At 66.0% G+C, this 16,606-nt stretch carries 11 protein-coding genes; 9 read left to right on the top strand and 2 right to left on the bottom strand.

From position 1 onward, the window contains the following. The first annotated feature begins 131 nt into the window (after nucleotides 1-131). The 6 genes from HMPREF1138_RS07085 to HMPREF1138_RS07110 all read left to right on the top strand — a co-directional run bounded on the left by HMPREF1138_RS07085 (nucleotide 132) and on the right by HMPREF1138_RS07110 (nucleotide 6,994). Nucleotides 132-494: a GntR family transcriptional regulator gene (locus HMPREF1138_RS07085; RefSeq protein WP_009058020.1), complete on the top strand. Its 363-nt coding sequence runs from the start codon at nucleotides 132-134 to the stop codon at nucleotides 492-494. 19 nt (nucleotides 495-513) lie between these two features. Further along, nucleotides 514-1,242 carry an ABC transporter ATP-binding protein gene (locus HMPREF1138_RS07090; protein WP_009058023.1) on the top strand — a complete coding sequence of 243 codons (729 nt, stop codon included), beginning with the start codon at nucleotides 514-516 and terminating at the stop codon, nucleotides 1,240-1,242. Further along, the gene (locus tag HMPREF1138_RS07095; RefSeq protein WP_009058022.1) at nucleotides 1,242-2,054 is read left to right on the top strand and encodes a hypothetical protein; all 813 of its coding nucleotides are present in this window, start codon (nucleotides 1,242-1,244) and stop codon (nucleotides 2,052-2,054) included. The genes HMPREF1138_RS07090 and HMPREF1138_RS07095 overlap by 1 nt, the downstream gene beginning before the upstream one ends. An 86-nt stretch (nucleotides 2,055-2,140) precedes the next feature. After that, on the top strand, nucleotides 2,141-3,130 hold the full coding sequence (locus HMPREF1138_RS07100; protein ID WP_009058032.1) for an AlbA family DNA-binding domain-containing protein: 990 nt from the start codon (nucleotides 2,141-2,143) through the stop codon (nucleotides 3,128-3,130). Nucleotides 3,131-3,361: 231 nt separating this feature from the next. Then, entirely contained in the window at nucleotides 3,362-4,324 is a 963-nt protein-coding gene (locus HMPREF1138_RS11135) for a hypothetical protein (protein WP_155887151.1), read from the top strand. A gap of 990 nt (nucleotides 4,325-5,314) precedes the next feature. Continuing rightward, entirely contained in the window at nucleotides 5,315-6,994 is a 1,680-nt protein-coding gene (locus HMPREF1138_RS07110) for an NAD-dependent malic enzyme (RefSeq protein ID WP_272942387.1), read from the top strand. A 740-nt stretch (nucleotides 6,995-7,734) separates the two neighbouring features. Here HMPREF1138_RS07110 and HMPREF1138_RS07115 read toward each other — a convergent pair. Beyond that, nucleotides 7,735-9,564 (bottom strand): DEAD/DEAH box helicase, encoded by a 1,830-nt coding sequence (locus HMPREF1138_RS07115; RefSeq protein WP_009058031.1) that lies wholly within the window; start codon nucleotides 9,562-9,564, stop codon nucleotides 7,735-7,737. A gap of 290 nt (nucleotides 9,565-9,854) precedes the next feature. On the opposite strand from HMPREF1138_RS07115, the gene HMPREF1138_RS07120 reads away from it, so the two are divergent. Then, a complete protein-coding gene (locus tag HMPREF1138_RS07120; RefSeq protein WP_009058033.1) occupies nucleotides 9,855-10,484 on the top strand; it encodes a ferritin-like fold-containing protein in 630 nt (209 codons plus the stop codon). Nucleotides 10,485-10,569: 85 nt separating this feature from the next. Here HMPREF1138_RS07120 and HMPREF1138_RS07125 read toward each other — a convergent pair whose 3' ends face one another. Continuing rightward, on the bottom strand, nucleotides 10,570-10,797 hold the full coding sequence (locus tag HMPREF1138_RS07125) for a DUF3107 domain-containing protein (protein WP_009058027.1): 228 nt from the start codon (nucleotides 10,795-10,797) through the stop codon (nucleotides 10,570-10,572). Between the two features lie 78 nt (nucleotides 10,798-10,875). Here HMPREF1138_RS07125 and HMPREF1138_RS07130 point away from each other — a divergent pair, with 78 nt between their 5' ends. Together HMPREF1138_RS07130 and HMPREF1138_RS07135 are read left to right on the top strand one after the other, a co-directional pair. Beyond that, entirely contained in the window at nucleotides 10,876-14,058 is a 3,183-nt protein-coding gene (locus tag HMPREF1138_RS07130; protein ID WP_009058036.1) for a UrvD/REP family ATP-dependent DNA helicase, read from the top strand. Between the two features lie 19 nt (nucleotides 14,059-14,077). Then, nucleotides 14,078-16,606: ATP-dependent helicase (locus tag HMPREF1138_RS07135; RefSeq protein WP_050981243.1), on the top strand; the 2,529-nt coding region annotated here is incomplete at its 3' end.

Below are 16,606 nucleotides of genomic sequence, written 5' to 3' on the forward strand. Positions count from 1 at the left end.
GGGCCTCTCTTGTTGTTTGGGGTGTGTGGTTGTATCGGTCTGTGAGCCAACTGTATTAGTGAGTTGACACAGTTAGGAGACTGTGTCATTGTATTAGTGTATTAATACAGAAAGACAGGAGGGACACATCGATGCGCATCGATGACACCCGCCCCATCTGGATCCAGCTGGCCGATAGCTTCCGCGCCCGCATCACCGACGGCACGTGGAAGCCCGGCCAAAAGATCCCCTCCGTCCGCGACCTCGCCATCGAGGCCGGCACCAACCCCAACACCGTCCAGCGAGCCCTCGCCGCACTCGACGACGAAGGACTCACCGTCCCCAAGCGGACGGCCGGACGATTCGTCGCCACCGACGACAGCGCACTACGCGCCCTCCGCCAGGAGGACGCCCGCGCCGCGGCCGACGCCTTCATCCGCGCCTGCCGAGCCCTCGGCGTCGATGTTGAAGGTGCCCACGGCCTCGTCGATGAGCGCTGGAACGCGGACCTGTAACCCAGGAGGACACACTCTCATGACCACCCAACCCACGGGCGCGAGCGCGACCGGCCCAGGCCTCGTCGAGGTCGTCGGCCTGACGAAGAGCTACCGAGCGACCCCCGCCCTGCGCGACTACAACCTGAGCCTGGAGGCCGGGCACATCGTCGGCCTCATGGGCCCCAACGGCTGCGGTAAAACGACGCTGCTCAAGATTCTCGCCGGAGTCCTCTCTGACTACGAGGGCACCGTCACCATCGACGGGCACGCGCCCGGCGTCGCCACCAAGGAGATCGTCTCCTACCTGCCCGACGCCGACTACCTCAACCCTGAGTGGACGGCTGCGGACGCGATCCGCATCTACTCCACGTTCTTTAGCGACTTCGACGCCGTCAAGGCAGCCTCGATGGTCGACTTCTTCGGACTGCCCACCGACCGACGCCTCGGCGAGATGAGCAAGGGCATGGGGGAGAAGCTCCAGATCAGCCTCGTCATGTCCAGGCGCGCCCGCTTGTTCCTCCTCGACGAACCCATCAGCGGCGTCGACCCTGCCACGCGCGACGTCATCCTCGAGGGCATCCTGCGCGAGTTCGACCCCGCGTCGCTGCTCATCATGTCCACCCACCTCATCTCCGACATCGAACACTTCGTCGACTACGCGCTCTTCATGAAGGACGGACAGGTCCTCCTGCAAGGCGACGCCGACGACCTGCGCGCCTCCCACGGCGATTCCCTCGACGCCATCTTCCGGAAGGAGTACCGCTGATGTTCACAAAACTACTTGCCTACGAGATTCGCTCGCGTTTCCGCACGGACGCTCGCTCCTTCGGGGCGTTCATCGCTGTTATCGCGGTTGCCGCGGGAATCGTCGCCGCGGGGCTGCCGGGGATCAGCGGCTCCACCGCTGTCCTCGCCTACGCCCTGTGTGCGCTCACGCCGGTCGCCTGCGCGATCGCGGCCCTGGCCGACTACTGGAAGACGCTGTACGGTCAGCGCGGCTACTTCACGATGAGCCTGCCAATCTCCGGCAGGGTGATCTTCTGGGCGAAGAACACTCGCATCATGATTGAGTGCTTCCTGGCCCTCGCCCTGGCCGTCGGCGGAATTATCGCCGTCGCTTCGGCTGCCGCGTGGAGCGACGGCATTAGCCTCGCCGAGTACACGGCCGGACCGCGTTCCGTCGTAGCCGGAATGCCGACCTCCACCGTGGTCCTCATGATCGCCGCGCAGCTCATCCTTGCGATGTCGTGGGGCGTGCAGGGCTGCGCTGTTATGTCGATTGGTGCCCAGGGGCGTTTCAATCACCTCGGCTTCGGCGCGCCCATCATCGGTTTCGTGCTGGTGTACGTCGTCAACCAGGTGCTTTCCACGGTTGGCACGTTCTTCCTTCCGTTGTCCGTCACGACCGACGGACATTTCTCCACCGAGATCATGTGGACCTCGTACCTGGCGACGATGGGAACCGAGGGGCACCCGAACGTCATCGGCATCGGCTCCTACATCCTCGTGCCCCTGTTCGCACTGGTCATGGGCCTGTGGGCCTCCCACTCGATCGAGAAGCACACGTCCCTGCGCTGATGGCGTGATGCGCTGAGGAGCAGTCGCTGGTGGGATAGGGTTGTTGTATCCGATCCCGCCGCCGACTCGTTGTGTGAGGAGCGCAGATGACCGCCGAGGGACCTCGCTTCGGGGCCACACCCCAGAACCCCGACCTGCTGCGGTGGATCGGCATTCAGGTCCTGCTTCTTGTCCTGGCTTGGGTAATTGGCATGGTTGTGCGGCGCCTCCTGGCCTCGCGCATGACGATGTCCACGGCCTCGGCGACCCTCACCGGCCTGGGCGGCCTGTGGGGCGGCCTCCTGGTCGCAGGCTGGATCTTCTCGTCCTCCGACATGTGGCGCCCCGCGATGATCGGCGTGGCTGCGGCGGTGGCCCTCGTCGTGGTCGTTATCGTTTCCCTGATCGTCGCGTACCTGCACCCGCGCCCCGGCCTCGACCCCATCGCCGAAGTCGCAACACGCGGCGAATCCGACTCCCTCGAATTCAAGTCGAGCGCCCGCTGGAACATGCGCGCCGGCAAGCGCGATGACGCCATGGAAACCGTCATCGCCAAGACGGTCGCCGCGTTCATGAACTCCGGCGGCGGCACCCTCCTCATCGGCGTGGACGACGACGGGCGCCTCATCGGGCTGGGCCCCGACTACGCGACCCTCAAGACACCGGACGCCGACCGCTTCGAGCTGTGGATCCGCGACCTGTGGGGCCAGCGCCTGGGGACCAACGCGGCCGCGCTGCCCCTCCTCGACTTCGCCGAGGCCTCGGACCCCCAGGAGGGCTACGAGCGCCAGGAGGTGTGCCGGGTGACGATCCCGCCGTCCACGCGCCCCGTGTACCTGAAGGGTCCCAAGGGCAAGGGCGAGGCCGAGCTGTGGGTGCGCGTCGGCAACTCGACGCGGCGCCTCGAGGTCGCCGACGCCGTGCAGTACGTGGCCGCGCGCTGGCCCGAATCCGTGCGCGTCTCGCCGCTGACCCGCGCGCGTCTGTTCTTCACGCTTCATCGCCACCGTGACACCCCAGCCCGCCTGCCGCGCGTCGTCGAGCGCGTGCTCACGGAGCGCGCGAAGCACGGGGCTTCAGGCGTTGATGGGGACTAGGGGTGCGGTGGTTCTGCGGAGCGAAACTGGGAGCCGGGTGTTTGAAATTCCTATCGCCCGCATGGTTAGTTGCGAATCGGCTTTGATTATGCGGTGAGATGTGGATGTTCATCGACGATGAGTCACTTCAGTGTGCGATACCGTCACTGCTCCGTCAAAGGGATGCTCGATGCCCTGTGTCAAAGGTGAGACGAGCGGAAGTTATGTGACGCTTTGCGCTAGCATCCAAGGATGGGTGAAGATACAAAGTTTAATTGCACATGTGGATGGAAGAAGTTTCTTCGACGGTTCACCTTCGTGTGTGCATTAGGTGCTAGCATAGTTGCCCTGTGGTTTTTTCAGTCGCGTTTAAGAAGTCAGTTTTTCGGACGTGATCTGTGGGTACTATTTGGCGAACTTCTTGCTCCTGTCGTCCTATCTTTTGTATTTTCGTTCATGATTTTTCGTTCAGGAAAGAGATCTGGATGGGCTGAGGTATCAACAGTATTGCTCATGTTGGCAGTGTTCCTCTCTGTATTTTCTTTTGCATATTCCTTTCTGTCGGGTGACTCACTTGCAACATTTTACGGTGAAGGACAATCGGGGGTCCTGTCTGTGTACGAGGCAATGTTCGTATGGCTCATCTGCCTTGTGGCTATAATTATCCAATTGTCGCTGATTAACTATGATCGCCTATATCGTCAGGCGAACGTTATTGTTGGTGGGAGTTTGGCGGTAGTTGGTATCTTGATGTCAAAACTACTAGAGTCGTATGAAGTTTTGCGAGCGTATTGTTACGCCGCTTCCTGTGGGACGGACCTTTTGTTGATGATTGCTCAATATGAGATAGCTGCGTCCTTTGTTCTCTCTCTGTTAGCTTTATTCGTGGCGGGCGTATTTTTGCCCATGTGGAGGACTTGGCTGTATGGCCTGTTTGATGGGACTACGCCATGCCTCATTTGTGGCCGTAATGCACGGGAGAATATTGTCCAACCTATGAACGCCGGCTTGTGCAAAGATTCTGAGGGTGGCCTGGGTGATGTGACTAGCGCTTCGGACTTGGAAGAGCCTACGGCTATCGTGGAATCAGCGCCGCTTGCTGTTGGTGCTATGCGCGGTGATGCTCTGTCTAGGCAGTTGACGGGGGCTGCGGTGAGCGGTGTTGTGGCGGGAGTGTGTTTCTCGGTCATTAGTGGTCTCTTCAACCGCCGCTGAACTGCATTGCCTTGCGTTTCGACTGGAGAGTCGTGGCATATCTCCACACTGATACTTGTTGCTAAGTGGTGTTACACCACTTAGCGGGGTATTACACCAGCTCGGAGGTGGTGTAATGCTCCCTAATTGGTGTAATGCTCCTTAACTGGTGCAGGGCTGTCTGCTGCGGCTCGGTTGGACGCTTGTTGGAGCTACTACGGAGCAGCTCTTACCGCGACGGGGCTTGTTGCTCAGTGGCATTGCACTACTTGGCGCAGCATTGCACTGCATAGTAGCTAGTGCAATGACCTCCTATCTAGTGCATTGCTGTCGTATTTAGTGCAGTGCTGCGTGGCCGGGGCCTGTTGGATGCCAGCATGTGCACAGTGTCAGCGACAAAACCCACGTGCAAGCTTGATGTCGATGAGGCGGTGCACCCGATCCGTAGGCAATGCACCCCTTCTGATCAGGTGCATCGCGACGTAACGGGTGCATCGCGACGGAACGGGTGCACGGTTGCCTGGTCTGGTTCGGTCGATGGCTTGTTGATAGGGCTAGGGACGCGCATTGCCGCGCGTGAGCTTGTTGCTACGTGGCATTGCACCACTTAGCGCAGCAATGCACTGCTTAGTAGCTAGTGCAATGCCTTCCTACCTAGTGCATTGCTGTCGTATTTAGTGCAGTGCTGCGTGGCTGGGGCCTGTTGGATGCCAGCATGTGCACAGTGTCAGCGACAAAATCCACGTGCAAGCTTGATGTCGATGAGGCACCGCATCCACAACGGAACCAGTATCGCCAGGCAGGGTGACTGTGCAGCGTGCTGGTCGTCCAGCCGCAGGTGTGATCGCAGGGGGTAAGCAAACCCGGCCATGTAGCACGTGAATTCCTGCGTGGAACCAACGCAATCGAACCGTGCGCCCCCCGCCAACTTCATGAGGCCGCGCATTCCTGGGAGCCCGCTGAGAGAATGCCAAACGATAGACAGAGTCAGCGGCGTGCAACTGGTTTACGATGAAAGCAGCCACCAGGAAGGAGCCGCTGATGCCAGCAAAACCCCAGATCATTGCCGATCCTCAGACCAACCGTGGGACCGCCTTCACCATTGACGAACGCAAGCGCTTCGGGCTGATGGGTCGTCTTCCCGCAGCTGTCGAAACGCTTGAACAACAGGCTACACGCGCCTACAAGCAGGTGTGTCGACTCGACGACGACCTCGACAAGTACATCTACCTCGAACAGCTGCACGACCGCAATGAGACGCTGTACTACAAGGTCATCATCGACCACATCGCCGAACTCCTACCCGTCATCTATGATCCGACGATCGGCGAGGCCATCAAGAAATGGTCCGCAGACTACCGCCGCTCGCGCGCCATCTACCTGTCCGTCGATCGAGTCGAGGATGTGCGGCCCACGTTTGAAGGCCTCGGCCTCGGCCCCGATGACGTCGATCTTCTGGTCGTCTCCGATGCTGAACAGATCCTCGGCATCGGCGACTGGGGTGTGAACGGCACTGACATCTCCGTCGGCAAGCTCGCCGTCTACACAGCCGCAGCCGGTATTGACCCCTCGCGCGTCATCGCGGTCAACCTCGACGTCGGCACCGACAACGAGGAGCTGCTCAACGACCCCGATTACCTCGGCAACCGCCATGGTCGTGTGCGCGGAGAACGCTACGACGCCCTCGTCAATGAGTACTTGAGCGTCGCATCCGAGCTGTACCCGCGCGCACTCCTGCATTTCGAAGACTTCGGTGCCTCGAACGCGCGCCGCATCCTCGTCAACAACCGGGATAAGTACCGCATCTTCAACGACGACATGCAGGGCACCGGAGCGATCGTCATCTCCGCTGTCATTGCGGGCATGAAGACCAACGGCACGACCTTCGCGGACCAGCGCCTCCTTGTTTACGGCGCGGGCACTGCGGGAACCGGCATGGTCGATCAGATCCATGCGGGCATGGTGCGCGCTGGACTGACGCCCGAGCAGGCGAAGGACCGCATCTGGCTGATCGACCGCGCCGGACTGGTGACCGATGACATGGAGGGGCTGCCCGATTACCAGGCGGCCTACGCGCGCAGCGCCTCCGAGGTCGCCGACTGGGAGCGCAAGGACGGCGCGATCGGCCTGCTGGAGACCGTTCGCCGCGTCCGCCCGACGATCCTGATCGGAACGTCGACGGATCACGGCGCCTTCACGCAGGATGTCATCGAGTCTTTGAGCGAGGGGTGCGAGCGACCCATCGTCCTGCCCCTGTCGAATCCGACGGAGAAAATCGAGGCGATGCCGCAGGACATCATCGCCTGGTCTAAGGGACGCGCGCTGGTGGCCACTGGCATTCCGATCCTGCCCTTTGACTACGAAGGGACGACCTTCCACATCGGGCAGGGAAACAACTCGTTGCTGTACCCGGGCCTGGGGCTTGGAACGATCGTGTCCGGTGCCCCTCGTGTGACCGATGCGATGATTCTGGCAGCCGCCGAGGCCGTGGCCAGTCAGGTGACATCGCACGAGCTGGGTGCGTCCCTCCTGCCGCCGGTGGACCACTTGCGTGCGTCGTCGGCGACTGTCGCGGTTGCCGTCGTCCGTCAGGCTATCGCAGATGGCCAGTGCGACATGGATCCGGGTGACGTCGTCGAGGCCGTTCGCCGCGCCATGTGGCAGCCGGTCTACCAGGACCTGGAGAGCTGAATTGTGAGAGCAAGGCCGCGCCGGTTGCCGAGGGGCAGCCGGCGCGGCTTCTTGCGAGACGGAACGTTTTCGCGGTTGTGCTTGTTGTGGGAGGCGGTGCACCCGATCTGTAGGCATTGCACCCCTTCTGATCGGGTGCATTGCGACGTAACGGGTGTAGCGCGACGTAACGGGTGCAGCGCCTCTCGTTCGGAGCCGGGCGAGCATGTCGAAGCTGTGTCGCAGCGTCTGAGGTGGGCGGTTGGGGTCTGTGGGGGCGAATTGCCCGCGGTTGTGCTTGTTGTGGGAGGCGGTGCACCCGATCTGTAGGCATTACACCCCTTCTGATCGGGTGCATCGCGACGTAACGGGTGTGTCGCGACGTAACGGGTGCAGCGCCTCTCGTTCGGACCTCGTGCTACAGGCGTGGAGCGCGTCGGTGACAGACACAGGCCGGCCGTGGGGCGGCGTGGACGCCTCCAATGCTCACCGCACCCGCGCGTGAGCCGGAGCCACGTGCGTCACCGGCGCAGCAGGTATGCGCCGAAGGACAACAAACAATAGGGGAGGGGCCCAAGCCGTGTGGCTCGGGCCCCTCCCATTGCTATGCGACCGGCGCGATCATCGCGTGGGTGATGTGATGACCGGCGTGCGCATCAGGTGCGAAGCGTGGTCACTGACTGGCGGAATGCGCGTAAACGTTGAGCGCTATCAGCGCCACGCACTAACGCCTCACGCCAAGGCCGTGCCACGCTATCGCCTCACTCGCCGCCCTTGCGGCGGCGGATGCGCTTGCGGGCGCGGGGCGCGCGCTCAGAACCAGCAGCAGAACCGGAGCCAGCCGGAGAAGAGCCAGCCGAACCACCATCAGCGGAACCCGAACGCGGCGAGTGCTCGCCGCGGCCACGGCCACGGGTGCCGCGGTCGGAGCGGCCGCCCTTGCCGGCGTTCAGCGTGCGATCCCCATCCTGGGCGCCGCGACGCGACCCGCGCGAACGCGACCCGTCGGAAGAAGAACCGCGCGACGAACGCCCGCGACCGCCGCGCGAGCCACCCGAACGCGAGCCACCCGAACGCGAGCCGCCCCGGCCTCGTCCCTCGGAGCGGGGGGACGAGCCGCCCAGATCTTCGAGGACCTCGGCGTCCAGGCCCGCGCGCGTGCGCTTGGCGCGCGGCAGGCGACCGGTCGTGCCCTCCGGAATGTCCAGGTCGGTGAACAGGTGGGGGGAGGTGTGGTAGGTCTCGAGCGGATCCGGCACACCCAGGCCCAGGGCCTTGGAGATGAGCGACCAGCGCGGTGTATCGTCCCAGTCCACGAAGGTGACGGCCGTGCCCGAGTTGCCCGCGCGGCCCGTGCGGCCGATGCGGTGGATGTAGATCTTCTCGTCTTCGGGGCACTGGTAGTTGATGACGTGCGTGACGTCGTCGACGTCGATGCCGCGCGCGGCGACGTCGGTGGCGACCAGGACGTCGACCTTGCCGTTACGGAACGCGCGCAGCGCCTGCTCGCGGGCGCCCTGGCCCAGGTCGCCGTGCAGTGCGCCGACCGCGAAGCCGCGGTCTGTCAGATCCTCGCCGAGGCGGGCGGCGGTGCGCTTGGTGCGGCAGAAGATGACGGTGCGACCGCGACCCTCGGCCTGGAGGATGCGGGCGACGACCTCCACCTTGTTCATGGCGTGAACGCGGTAAATGACCTGCTTGACCGTGTTGACGGTCTGGTTCTGGTCGTCGGGGTCCTGCGCGCGGATGTGGGTCGGGTGGACCATGAAGCGGCGGGCGAGGGCCACGACGGGGCCGGGCATGGTCGCGGAGAACAGCATGGTGTGGCGGTTCTCGGGGACGCGGGCCAGCAGCGTTTCGACGTCGGGCAGGAAGCCCAGGTCGAGCATTTCGTCGGCCTCGTCGAGGACGACGGTTTCGACGCCGGACAGGTGCAGGTGGCCCTTGCGCAGCAGGTCGATGAGGCGGCCGGGCGTGCCCACGACGATGTCGGCGCCGCGGGTGAGGGCCTCGATCTGGGGTTCGAAGGCGACGCCGCCGTAGATTTCCACGATGCGGGTGGACAGGTACTTGGCGGCGTCGCGCAGGTCCTGGGCGACCTGCTTGGTGAGCTCGCGCGTGGGCAGGATGATGAGGGCCTGCGGCTGGTTCGGGTTGAGCAGGTCCTCGTAGCCTTCCTCGTCGGGCGCGATGACGTCTTCGAGGACGGGGATGCCGAAGCCGAGGGTCTTGCCGGTACCAGTCTTGGCCTGGCCGATGATGTCGTGGCGGTCCAGCGCGGGGCCGAGCGTCAGGGCCTGGATCGGGAAGGGGTGCGTGATGCCCTTGTCGTCGAGGGCGTCGACGATGGGGTCGGTGACGCCGAAGTCCGCGAAGGACTTCTTGTCGAGGTTCTCGCCGCCCTTGTCGGTGATGTCGGGTGTGGCCTCTTCGACCGCGGGAGCCGCGGGCTTGATGTTGCCCAGGCGGACGACGCCTGCGGAGTATTCAACGGACGAGGCCTGGGCGGAGGCCTGCGTGGTGGCCTCGCTCTGGGTGGTGGCGTCGTTGTCGTGGGTGGGCTCGATGGCCTCGGTGCTCGTGGTGGTCACGATCTGCCTTGTCTCCCGGGCTATTCCGGGGTTGGGGTCGGTGCCGATCGCGCATTGTCTGGCGCGGGGATTGTCGTCCGCGCGAACGTGTGATGATCCTCAAGAATGCGACCGGGCGTCCGGTGGTCACCTTTCAGTGTAATGGTGTGGGAGCCGACAGCGGTGGAGGTGCTGGTCACAGCGCAGCGGGTGCGGGTGGCGCAGCGGGTGCGGGTGGGGCAGCGTGCGCGGGTGGTGTTGCACGCGTCGACTGGGGAGCCGTGGAGCTTGTCAGGCACTATGCTGTAGTCATGGCACACGAATTTGATTCCGTCCCCGCCGACGACGCCGAAGTCCTTGGTATTCTCGCCTATTCCTCGCTCGCGTTTATGACGCGATTGGCGAAGGACGGCGAGCAGGCTCCCACGTTCGAGGCGCATGTGGAGCATGCGCGCATGGCTGCGCGCTGTTTCAAGCTCTACCAGCAGCTGGAGGTGTGGAGCGGCCATCGCGGCTTTGATCTGCTGGCGGCTGGTGATGCGTTCTCGGGCGCCTACGACGATTTGGATGCGCGCACGCGTCCCACGACGTTCGCGGAGCGCGCTGTCAAGACGTTCATTACGCGCGGCATGCTTGGTGACATGCTGATCCGCGTCGCGCAGGTGCACGGCCTGTTCGAGGGGATCGAGGACGTGTGGCCTTTCGAGCAGGGGCATTGGGTGCGTGCGCACCTGGGCCCGCAGATTGAGGCGGATCCGCAGCTGGCGGATCGTCTGTCTCTGTGGGGTCGCCGCGTGGCGGGCGAGGCCCTGGGCCTCGTGCGTGCGACGCTGTTCACCTACCCGTCGCTGGCGGCATCCCCGGAGAACGTCGATGAGATCACGGAGTACGTGATCAAGCGCCACGGGGAGCGCATGAGGGACATTCACCTGAAGGCCTGAGGCCACAGCGTATAGACGAGGCCGGGGTTCCTCGGGCGGTATGGTGTCCGCTCGGGTTCCCCGGCCTCGTTTGTGTGGGCGCGAATTAGTGGATCGCGAAGCCGACGCGACGCTCGGTCTTGGCGGCGATCTGCACGTAGCCGAGGGCGTGGGCGGGCACGAGGGTGCGCTGGCCCTTGGTGTCGGTGAGGTCGAGGACGCCGTGGGCGGAGGCAAGGGCCTCGTTGACCTTGGCCATGAGCTCGTTTTCGCTCATGTCGACGTCGAGACCGAGCTGACGCGTGTTGTCGCGGATGCCGATGAAGATCTCCATGATGACTCCTTGCTGGTAAATGTGGTCACGCCCATCATATGTGCCGCAGATGTGGGTGGGGTCTGTCAGTATTGCGTCATGAGCGAAATCAAGGTCAGGTTGCGGCGCCGCCCGGAGGGTTGGTGGCGCCTGCCCGAGCTGAATGCTGAGCAGCGCGCGGTCGTGGTGGCGGCGCGCTCGGGCGACGTGATTGCGCGCGGTGCGCCGTCCTCTGGTCGTTCGACGTGTGCCCTGGCGGTGTTCGAGCAGGCGGTGAGTGCGGGCGCTTCGGCGTTGATTCTGGCCCCCGACCGCACGCGCGCGGACGTGTTGACGCCGCGCGCGCAGGCGCTTGGCCCAGCGGTGGTGCGCCCGGTGCGCACGCCCGCGTCCTTCGCCTATCAGGTGGTGGCGACGTGGCGCACTCAGCGGGAGGTGCCGCTGGAGGGCGTCGAGCTGGTGACGGGCGCGGCCCAGGATCAGGCGTTGGCCGAGCTGCTGGCGGGCGTGGATGCTCCCTGGCCGGAGGAAATCGGCGAGCAGATGCGCGCGATGCCGGCGTTTCGCGCGGAGCTGCGTAACCTGGTGGCCCGCGCGGGCGAGGCGGGGATGGGCGCGGCTTCCCTGTCCCAGGCCGGGGCACGTTTCGGGCATCCCGAATGGGTGGGGGCGGGCGCGATTGTCGCGGCCCTGGAGGAGGGGCCCGAGCATTCCCCGGAGTACCCTCAGACGCTGCGCGTGGACCTGTCGCGCATCCAGTCCCTGGCCGCGGAGCTGATCGGGACGTGGCAGGGGCGCGCGGAGGAGCGCGGCGTGCAGGCACCGTGCCCGGTTCCCGACGTCGTCATCGTGGATGACCTGCAGGATTGCACGCCGTCGACGCTGACGCTCCTTGGGGCTTGCCGGGACGCGGGGGCCCGGATCGTCGCGTTCTCGGATTCCGACGTGGCGGTGGCAGGGTATCGCGGGGGTGAGCCTCACTTGGACCGTCGTCTGGCCTCGGCGCTGGGCGTTCAGATCGCGGAGCTCGGCCAGGTCTACGACACGTCCCGTGCGGTGCGTGAGCTGGCACGTCAGGCGTGCGCGCGCATCGCCCAGTCTGGGTCGCCCGCCCGTCGCGACGCGCAGGTCGCAGATGACGCGCCCGAGGGGGCGCTCGTCACCCATCTGGGGGCCACGCCCTCGCAGATGGGCGCGCTCATCGCCCGCGCTCTGCGTTCCCGGCACCTGCATGATGGCGTTGATTTTTCAGACCAGGTCGTTATCGTGCGTAGCTCGTCGATGGTCGCCGAAACCAGGCGCTACCTGGCTCGCGGCGGCGTCCCCCTGGCCGGGGGCGGCAGGGCTTTCGACTTTGCTTCACAGCCCACGACGCGCCTCCTCCTCGACCTCGTGACTCTTTCGACGGGGGACAGTGACACCGACGCGGCCCAGCGCCGCGAACTGGCCGAGCGTCTCGTGCCCTCGGCGCTCGTGGGGGTGGATGCCCTGGCCGTGCACCGGCTGCTGCGTCGCTTGAACGCCGCGCGCGCCCAGGCCTCCGAGGAGGCGGGGGAGGAGAGCGCGCTGATCCCGCTGACGGTGGCAGACCTCGTGGACGAGCCCGATACGTGGCGGCCCACCCTTGAGGAGGGGGCGCAGGTCCCGGGCCGACGCGGGTGGAACGACCGCACCCTGGCGCGCGCGCTTGAGACGGCGGCGCGCATGTGGGAGCTGGGCAGGCAGGGGAGTGCACGCCCACAGCAGCGCTTGTGGGAGCTGTGGGAGGCCGCCGGCGTCGCCGATGACTGGCGCTCGCGGGCCATCGCCTCGGACGAATCGTCCAGCTGGTACGACGATCAGCTGGACGCGGTCGTCGCGCTCATGCGCGTCGCCGACGTGTGGGAGCAACGCAACCCCGCCGGATCCGCGCGTGATTTCGCCTCGGAGCTGTTGGCGGGGTCGGTTCCCATCGACACGATTTCGCGCGTAGGCGTGCGCCCCGGCGGCGTCGAGGTCCTCACCCCCGCGCAGGCGATGGGCCGCCGCTGGCAGGTCGTGGTCCTCGCCGGCCTCCAGGACGGGGCATGGCCGAACCTGCGCCTGCGCGACCGGATCCTGCGCGCCGACCTGCTGGCGGACGTGGGGGCTGGCAGGTTCGCCGTGGGCGAGGATGGGCGCGAGGAGCTCATCGATTCGACGCGGGCCGCGCGCCGGGCCGTCCTGGATGACGAGTACCGTCTCTTCGTCGCGGCCATCACGCGCTCGCGGCGCTACGTGCACGCGGGGGCTGTGCGCTCGGAGGATGACGCGCCCTCCGTGTTTTTCGACGTGGTGGCGCGCCTGGCGGGCACGCCCCGCGAGGACGACGTGGTACCTCTGGACCAGGTGGACGCGCCCCTGTCCCTGCCCGGGCACATCGCGGATCTGCGCGCGCGTGCCGCCTCGGATAATCGGGTGGACGCCGAGCTCGCTGCCACGCTCCTGGCCCTCATGGCCCGTGAGGGCATCGCCTCGGCGCAACCGGAGCGCTGGCTGGGCGCGGGCGGCACGCCCACGACGGCGGAACCCTACGGTGGTGACGTCACGCTCTCGCCGTCGCAGTTCGAGCGGGCGCTCGCCTGCCCGCTGCGCTGGTTCCTCACGACCATCGGCGCCGACGGGCCTTCGAATGCGGCTGCCAGCCTGGGAACGCTCGTTCACGCGCTGGCCGAGGAGAACCCGCACGGCAGCGCGCAGGAGCTGACCGAGGAGCTTGAGGCGCGGATCGAGGAACTGGGCTACAACCTGGACACGTGGGCTGGGCGGCACGCCGATCGGCGCGCGCACACCATCGTCGACAACCTGGCCTCCTACATGGCGGGCGTTCCCGGCCGGGTGGAGGTCGAGCGATCGGTCGAGGCCCAGGTGGAGGGGGTGACGATCCGCGGGCGCATGGATCGCCTCGAGCACGTCGACGAGGGCGTGCGCGTCACCGACCTGAAGACGGGCAAGAGCGGGTACAGCGCGAAGACCGTCCCCGATAATCCGCAGCTGGCGGCCTATCAGATGGCCCTCCTCGCTGCGGGGGAGCGGGTCGCGGGCGCGCGCATCGCCCTGCTCGGGGACAAGAAGCCCCACTCCTTCGATCAGCGGCCCCTGGAAGGGGAGACACTGGAGGGGTGGCGCGAGAAGGTGCGCGAGGTTGCTGCCATTGCGCGCGGCCCCTACTTCGAGGCGACTCCCTCGGAGAAGGCCTGCTTGTATTGTTCTTTTGATCGGCTGTGCCCGGCTCGGGAGCGCGGCCGTAAGGTGGTGGAGTGACGTGGCGGGAGACAGCGCGATGACCCTGAGCGCAACTCAGATTCAGGCGATCGTCGATGCGACGAAGACACCGACTCCGGAGCAGGTGCGCGTCGTGGAGGCTCCGCGCAGGCCACTCCTCGTCGTCGCGGGCGCGGGCTCGGGTAAGACGGAGACCATGTCGATGCGGGTGCTGTGGCTCCTGGCCAACCACCCGGACTTGACGCCCGCCTCGATCCTGGGACTGACCTTCACGCGCAAGGCGGCGGGCGAGCTCGGCGACAGACTGCGCGAGCGTATCCGCCTGCTGTCGCGCGAATTGCCGCAGCTGAGTGAGCGCTTGGATGAGGACCCGGTGACGCTCACGTACAACTCGTTCGCGGAGCGCATCGTGTCCGAGCACGGGATGCGCATCGGGATTGACCCGGATTTCTCGATGCTCTCCGAGGCGGGCGCCCTCGACCTGATGACGCAGATCGTCGAGGCGTGGCCCACGGACTTGGACGATGACCTGAGTCCCGCGGGCGTCGTGGGCAGGGTCCTGCATCTCGCGGGTGAGATCGCCGAGCACGGCTACACGGTGGAGAGTGCGCGCCAGGCATTGGAGGGGTTCGGGCGGGAGCTGGAGATCGTGGGGGACTCGAACAATGCGGCCCGGGAGCTGCATCAGGCGAACCAGCGCCGCATCGCATTCCTCGGTCCGATCGAGGCCTACCAGAGGCGCAAGCGGGAGATGGGCCTCCTGGATTTTTCGGATCAGCTGGTGCTGGCCACTCGCATCGTGCGCGAGGTTCCCTCCGTGCGCGCTGCGCTGCGCGAGGAGTTCCGCGCGGTGCTCCTCGATGAGTTCCAGGACACCTCCGTCATCCAGATGGAGCTGCTGTCCACTTTGTTTGGCGACCACGCGGTGACCGCGGTGGGCGACCCGAATCAGGCGATTTACGGGTGGAGGGGGGCATCGGCCTCGTCCCTGGAGACGTTCTTGGAGCGTTTCCAGACGGGGGCGCCCGAGGAGGGGCAGACTCTCACGCTGTCGACCGCGTGGCGTAACGACGTGTCGATCCTGGACGCGGCGAATCGCGTGGCCGAGCCCCTGCGCGAGGTCGCCTCCTATCAGGAGGGTAAGGAGCAGCTGAACGCGCAGTCTCCCGTTCTGGTCCCGCGTCCGGGGGCGGGGCGCGGCGTCGTCGAGATCGCCTACCCGGCCGCCTACGAGGACGCGCTGGCGGCGACGGTCGACTTTGTGCGGCGGGTTCGCGCGCAGCCGGTCACGGACGGCAAGCGGCGCACGGTCGCCGTCCTGAGCAGGCGCCGAAAGGACTTCCCGTTGATTGACGCCGCTCTTCGTGAGGCGGGGATCCCCACGGAGATCGTGGGGCTGGGCGGGTTGCTCGACCAGCCGGCCGTGCAGGATGTGCGCGCGGCCCTGGAGCTGGGCTACGACGTGGCGGCGTCCCCGTGGCTGGCGCGCCTCCTGGCTGGCATCGATCTGGGTGCCGCCGACCTGATGGCGCTCGGCGACTGGGCGCGTGTCCTGGCGCGTCGGGAGGGGGCCAGTTCCCACCAGGCGGTTCTCCTGGATGCCGTGGATGACCCGCCGGCCCCCGGGTGGGCGGACAAGGGGCGTCCCGCGATCAGCGAGGAGGCGGTGCGCCGCGTGCGCCTGCTGGGCGAGCGCCTGCGCCTGGTCCGCGAGGGCGTGGGCCGCTCGATCACCGAGCAGGTCGAGCGCGCGATCCTCATCATGGGGACGCTGGACGACGTGATCGCGGACCCGCTGTCGATGGGTGGACGCGCGGCGCTGGACGAGTTCATTGCCGTGGCCGCCGCCTATGAGAAGGAGACGCCGGGGGCTTCGCTTGGCTCATTCCTGGCGTACCTGAGGTTGGCGGATGAGCGTGAGGATGGGCTTGACGCGCCGTTGGGGGAGCCGGATCCGAAGGCCGTCCAGATCTTGACGGTGCACGGCTCGAAGGGCCTGGAGTGGGATGGCGTCGTCGTCTTCGGCCTGAGTGACGGCGTGTTTCCCTCGCATAACAAGAGGACCAGCGTGGAATGGACGGACGATGTTCCCCCTGCCAACGCGTGGTTGACGGACAGCGGGGCGTTGCCGCATCCGCTGCGAGGGGATTGTGGGGACCTGCCCCCGTTCGTGCCCGTCGTCGAGGGTTCCCGGACTGCGTCCGCGGCTTACGACAAGTGGGCGACGCAGGTCTACAAGCCTTCTGTCGGCGTGTATGCGGAGCGTGAGGAGCGGCGCCTGGCCTATGTGGCGATGACGCGTGCGCGTAGCGCGCAGCTGTTGGTGGGCTCGTGGACCTCGGACTTCAACATGAAGGTTGCTCACCCGTCTCGCTACCTCATGGAGGCTAGCGCCGAGCTGTTCGGTCATACTCCGCAGCCCAAGCAGGGAACGGCGGGGGCCGTGGAGGATCGCGGCGTGTGGGGATCGGGCGCCTGGCGCGACCTCGGCGTCGAGCCCGCCGTGGGGGAGGGGGCCTGCCTGATTTCCCCGATTCCGGGTGAGGAGGAGCGCGAGGCGCTGTCCGCGCGGGCGCCCTCGGGGACG

Origin of the sequence: Actinomyces sp. ICM58 (genome assembly GCF_000283035.1) — a bacterium.
Lineage (GTDB): Bacteria > Actinomycetota > Actinomycetes > Actinomycetales > Actinomycetaceae > Pauljensenia.

Coding starts and splice junctions, on each gene's coding strand:
- HMPREF1138_RS07085 (WP_009058020.1), top strand. CDS start 132: ATGCGCATCGATGACACCCGCCCCATCTGGATCCAGCTGGCCGATAGC.
- HMPREF1138_RS07090 (WP_009058023.1), top strand. CDS start 514: ATGACCACCCAACCCACGGGCGCGAGCGCGACCGGCCCAGGCCTCGTC.
- HMPREF1138_RS07095 (WP_009058022.1), top strand. CDS start 1,242: ATGTTCACAAAACTACTTGCCTACGAGATTCGCTCGCGTTTCCGCACG.
- HMPREF1138_RS07100 (WP_009058032.1), top strand. CDS start 2,141: ATGACCGCCGAGGGACCTCGCTTCGGGGCCACACCCCAGAACCCCGAC.
- HMPREF1138_RS11135 (WP_155887151.1), top strand. CDS start 3,362: ATGGGTGAAGATACAAAGTTTAATTGCACATGTGGATGGAAGAAGTTT.
- HMPREF1138_RS07110 (WP_272942387.1), top strand. CDS start 5,315: ATGAAAGCAGCCACCAGGAAGGAGCCGCTGATGCCAGCAAAACCCCAG.
- HMPREF1138_RS07120 (WP_009058033.1), top strand. CDS start 9,855: ATGGCACACGAATTTGATTCCGTCCCCGCCGACGACGCCGAAGTCCTT.
- HMPREF1138_RS07125 (WP_009058027.1), bottom strand. CDS start 10,797: ATGGAGATCTTCATCGGCATCCGCGACAACACGCGTCAGCTCGGTCTC.
- HMPREF1138_RS07130 (WP_009058036.1), top strand. CDS start 10,876: ATGAGCGAAATCAAGGTCAGGTTGCGGCGCCGCCCGGAGGGTTGGTGG.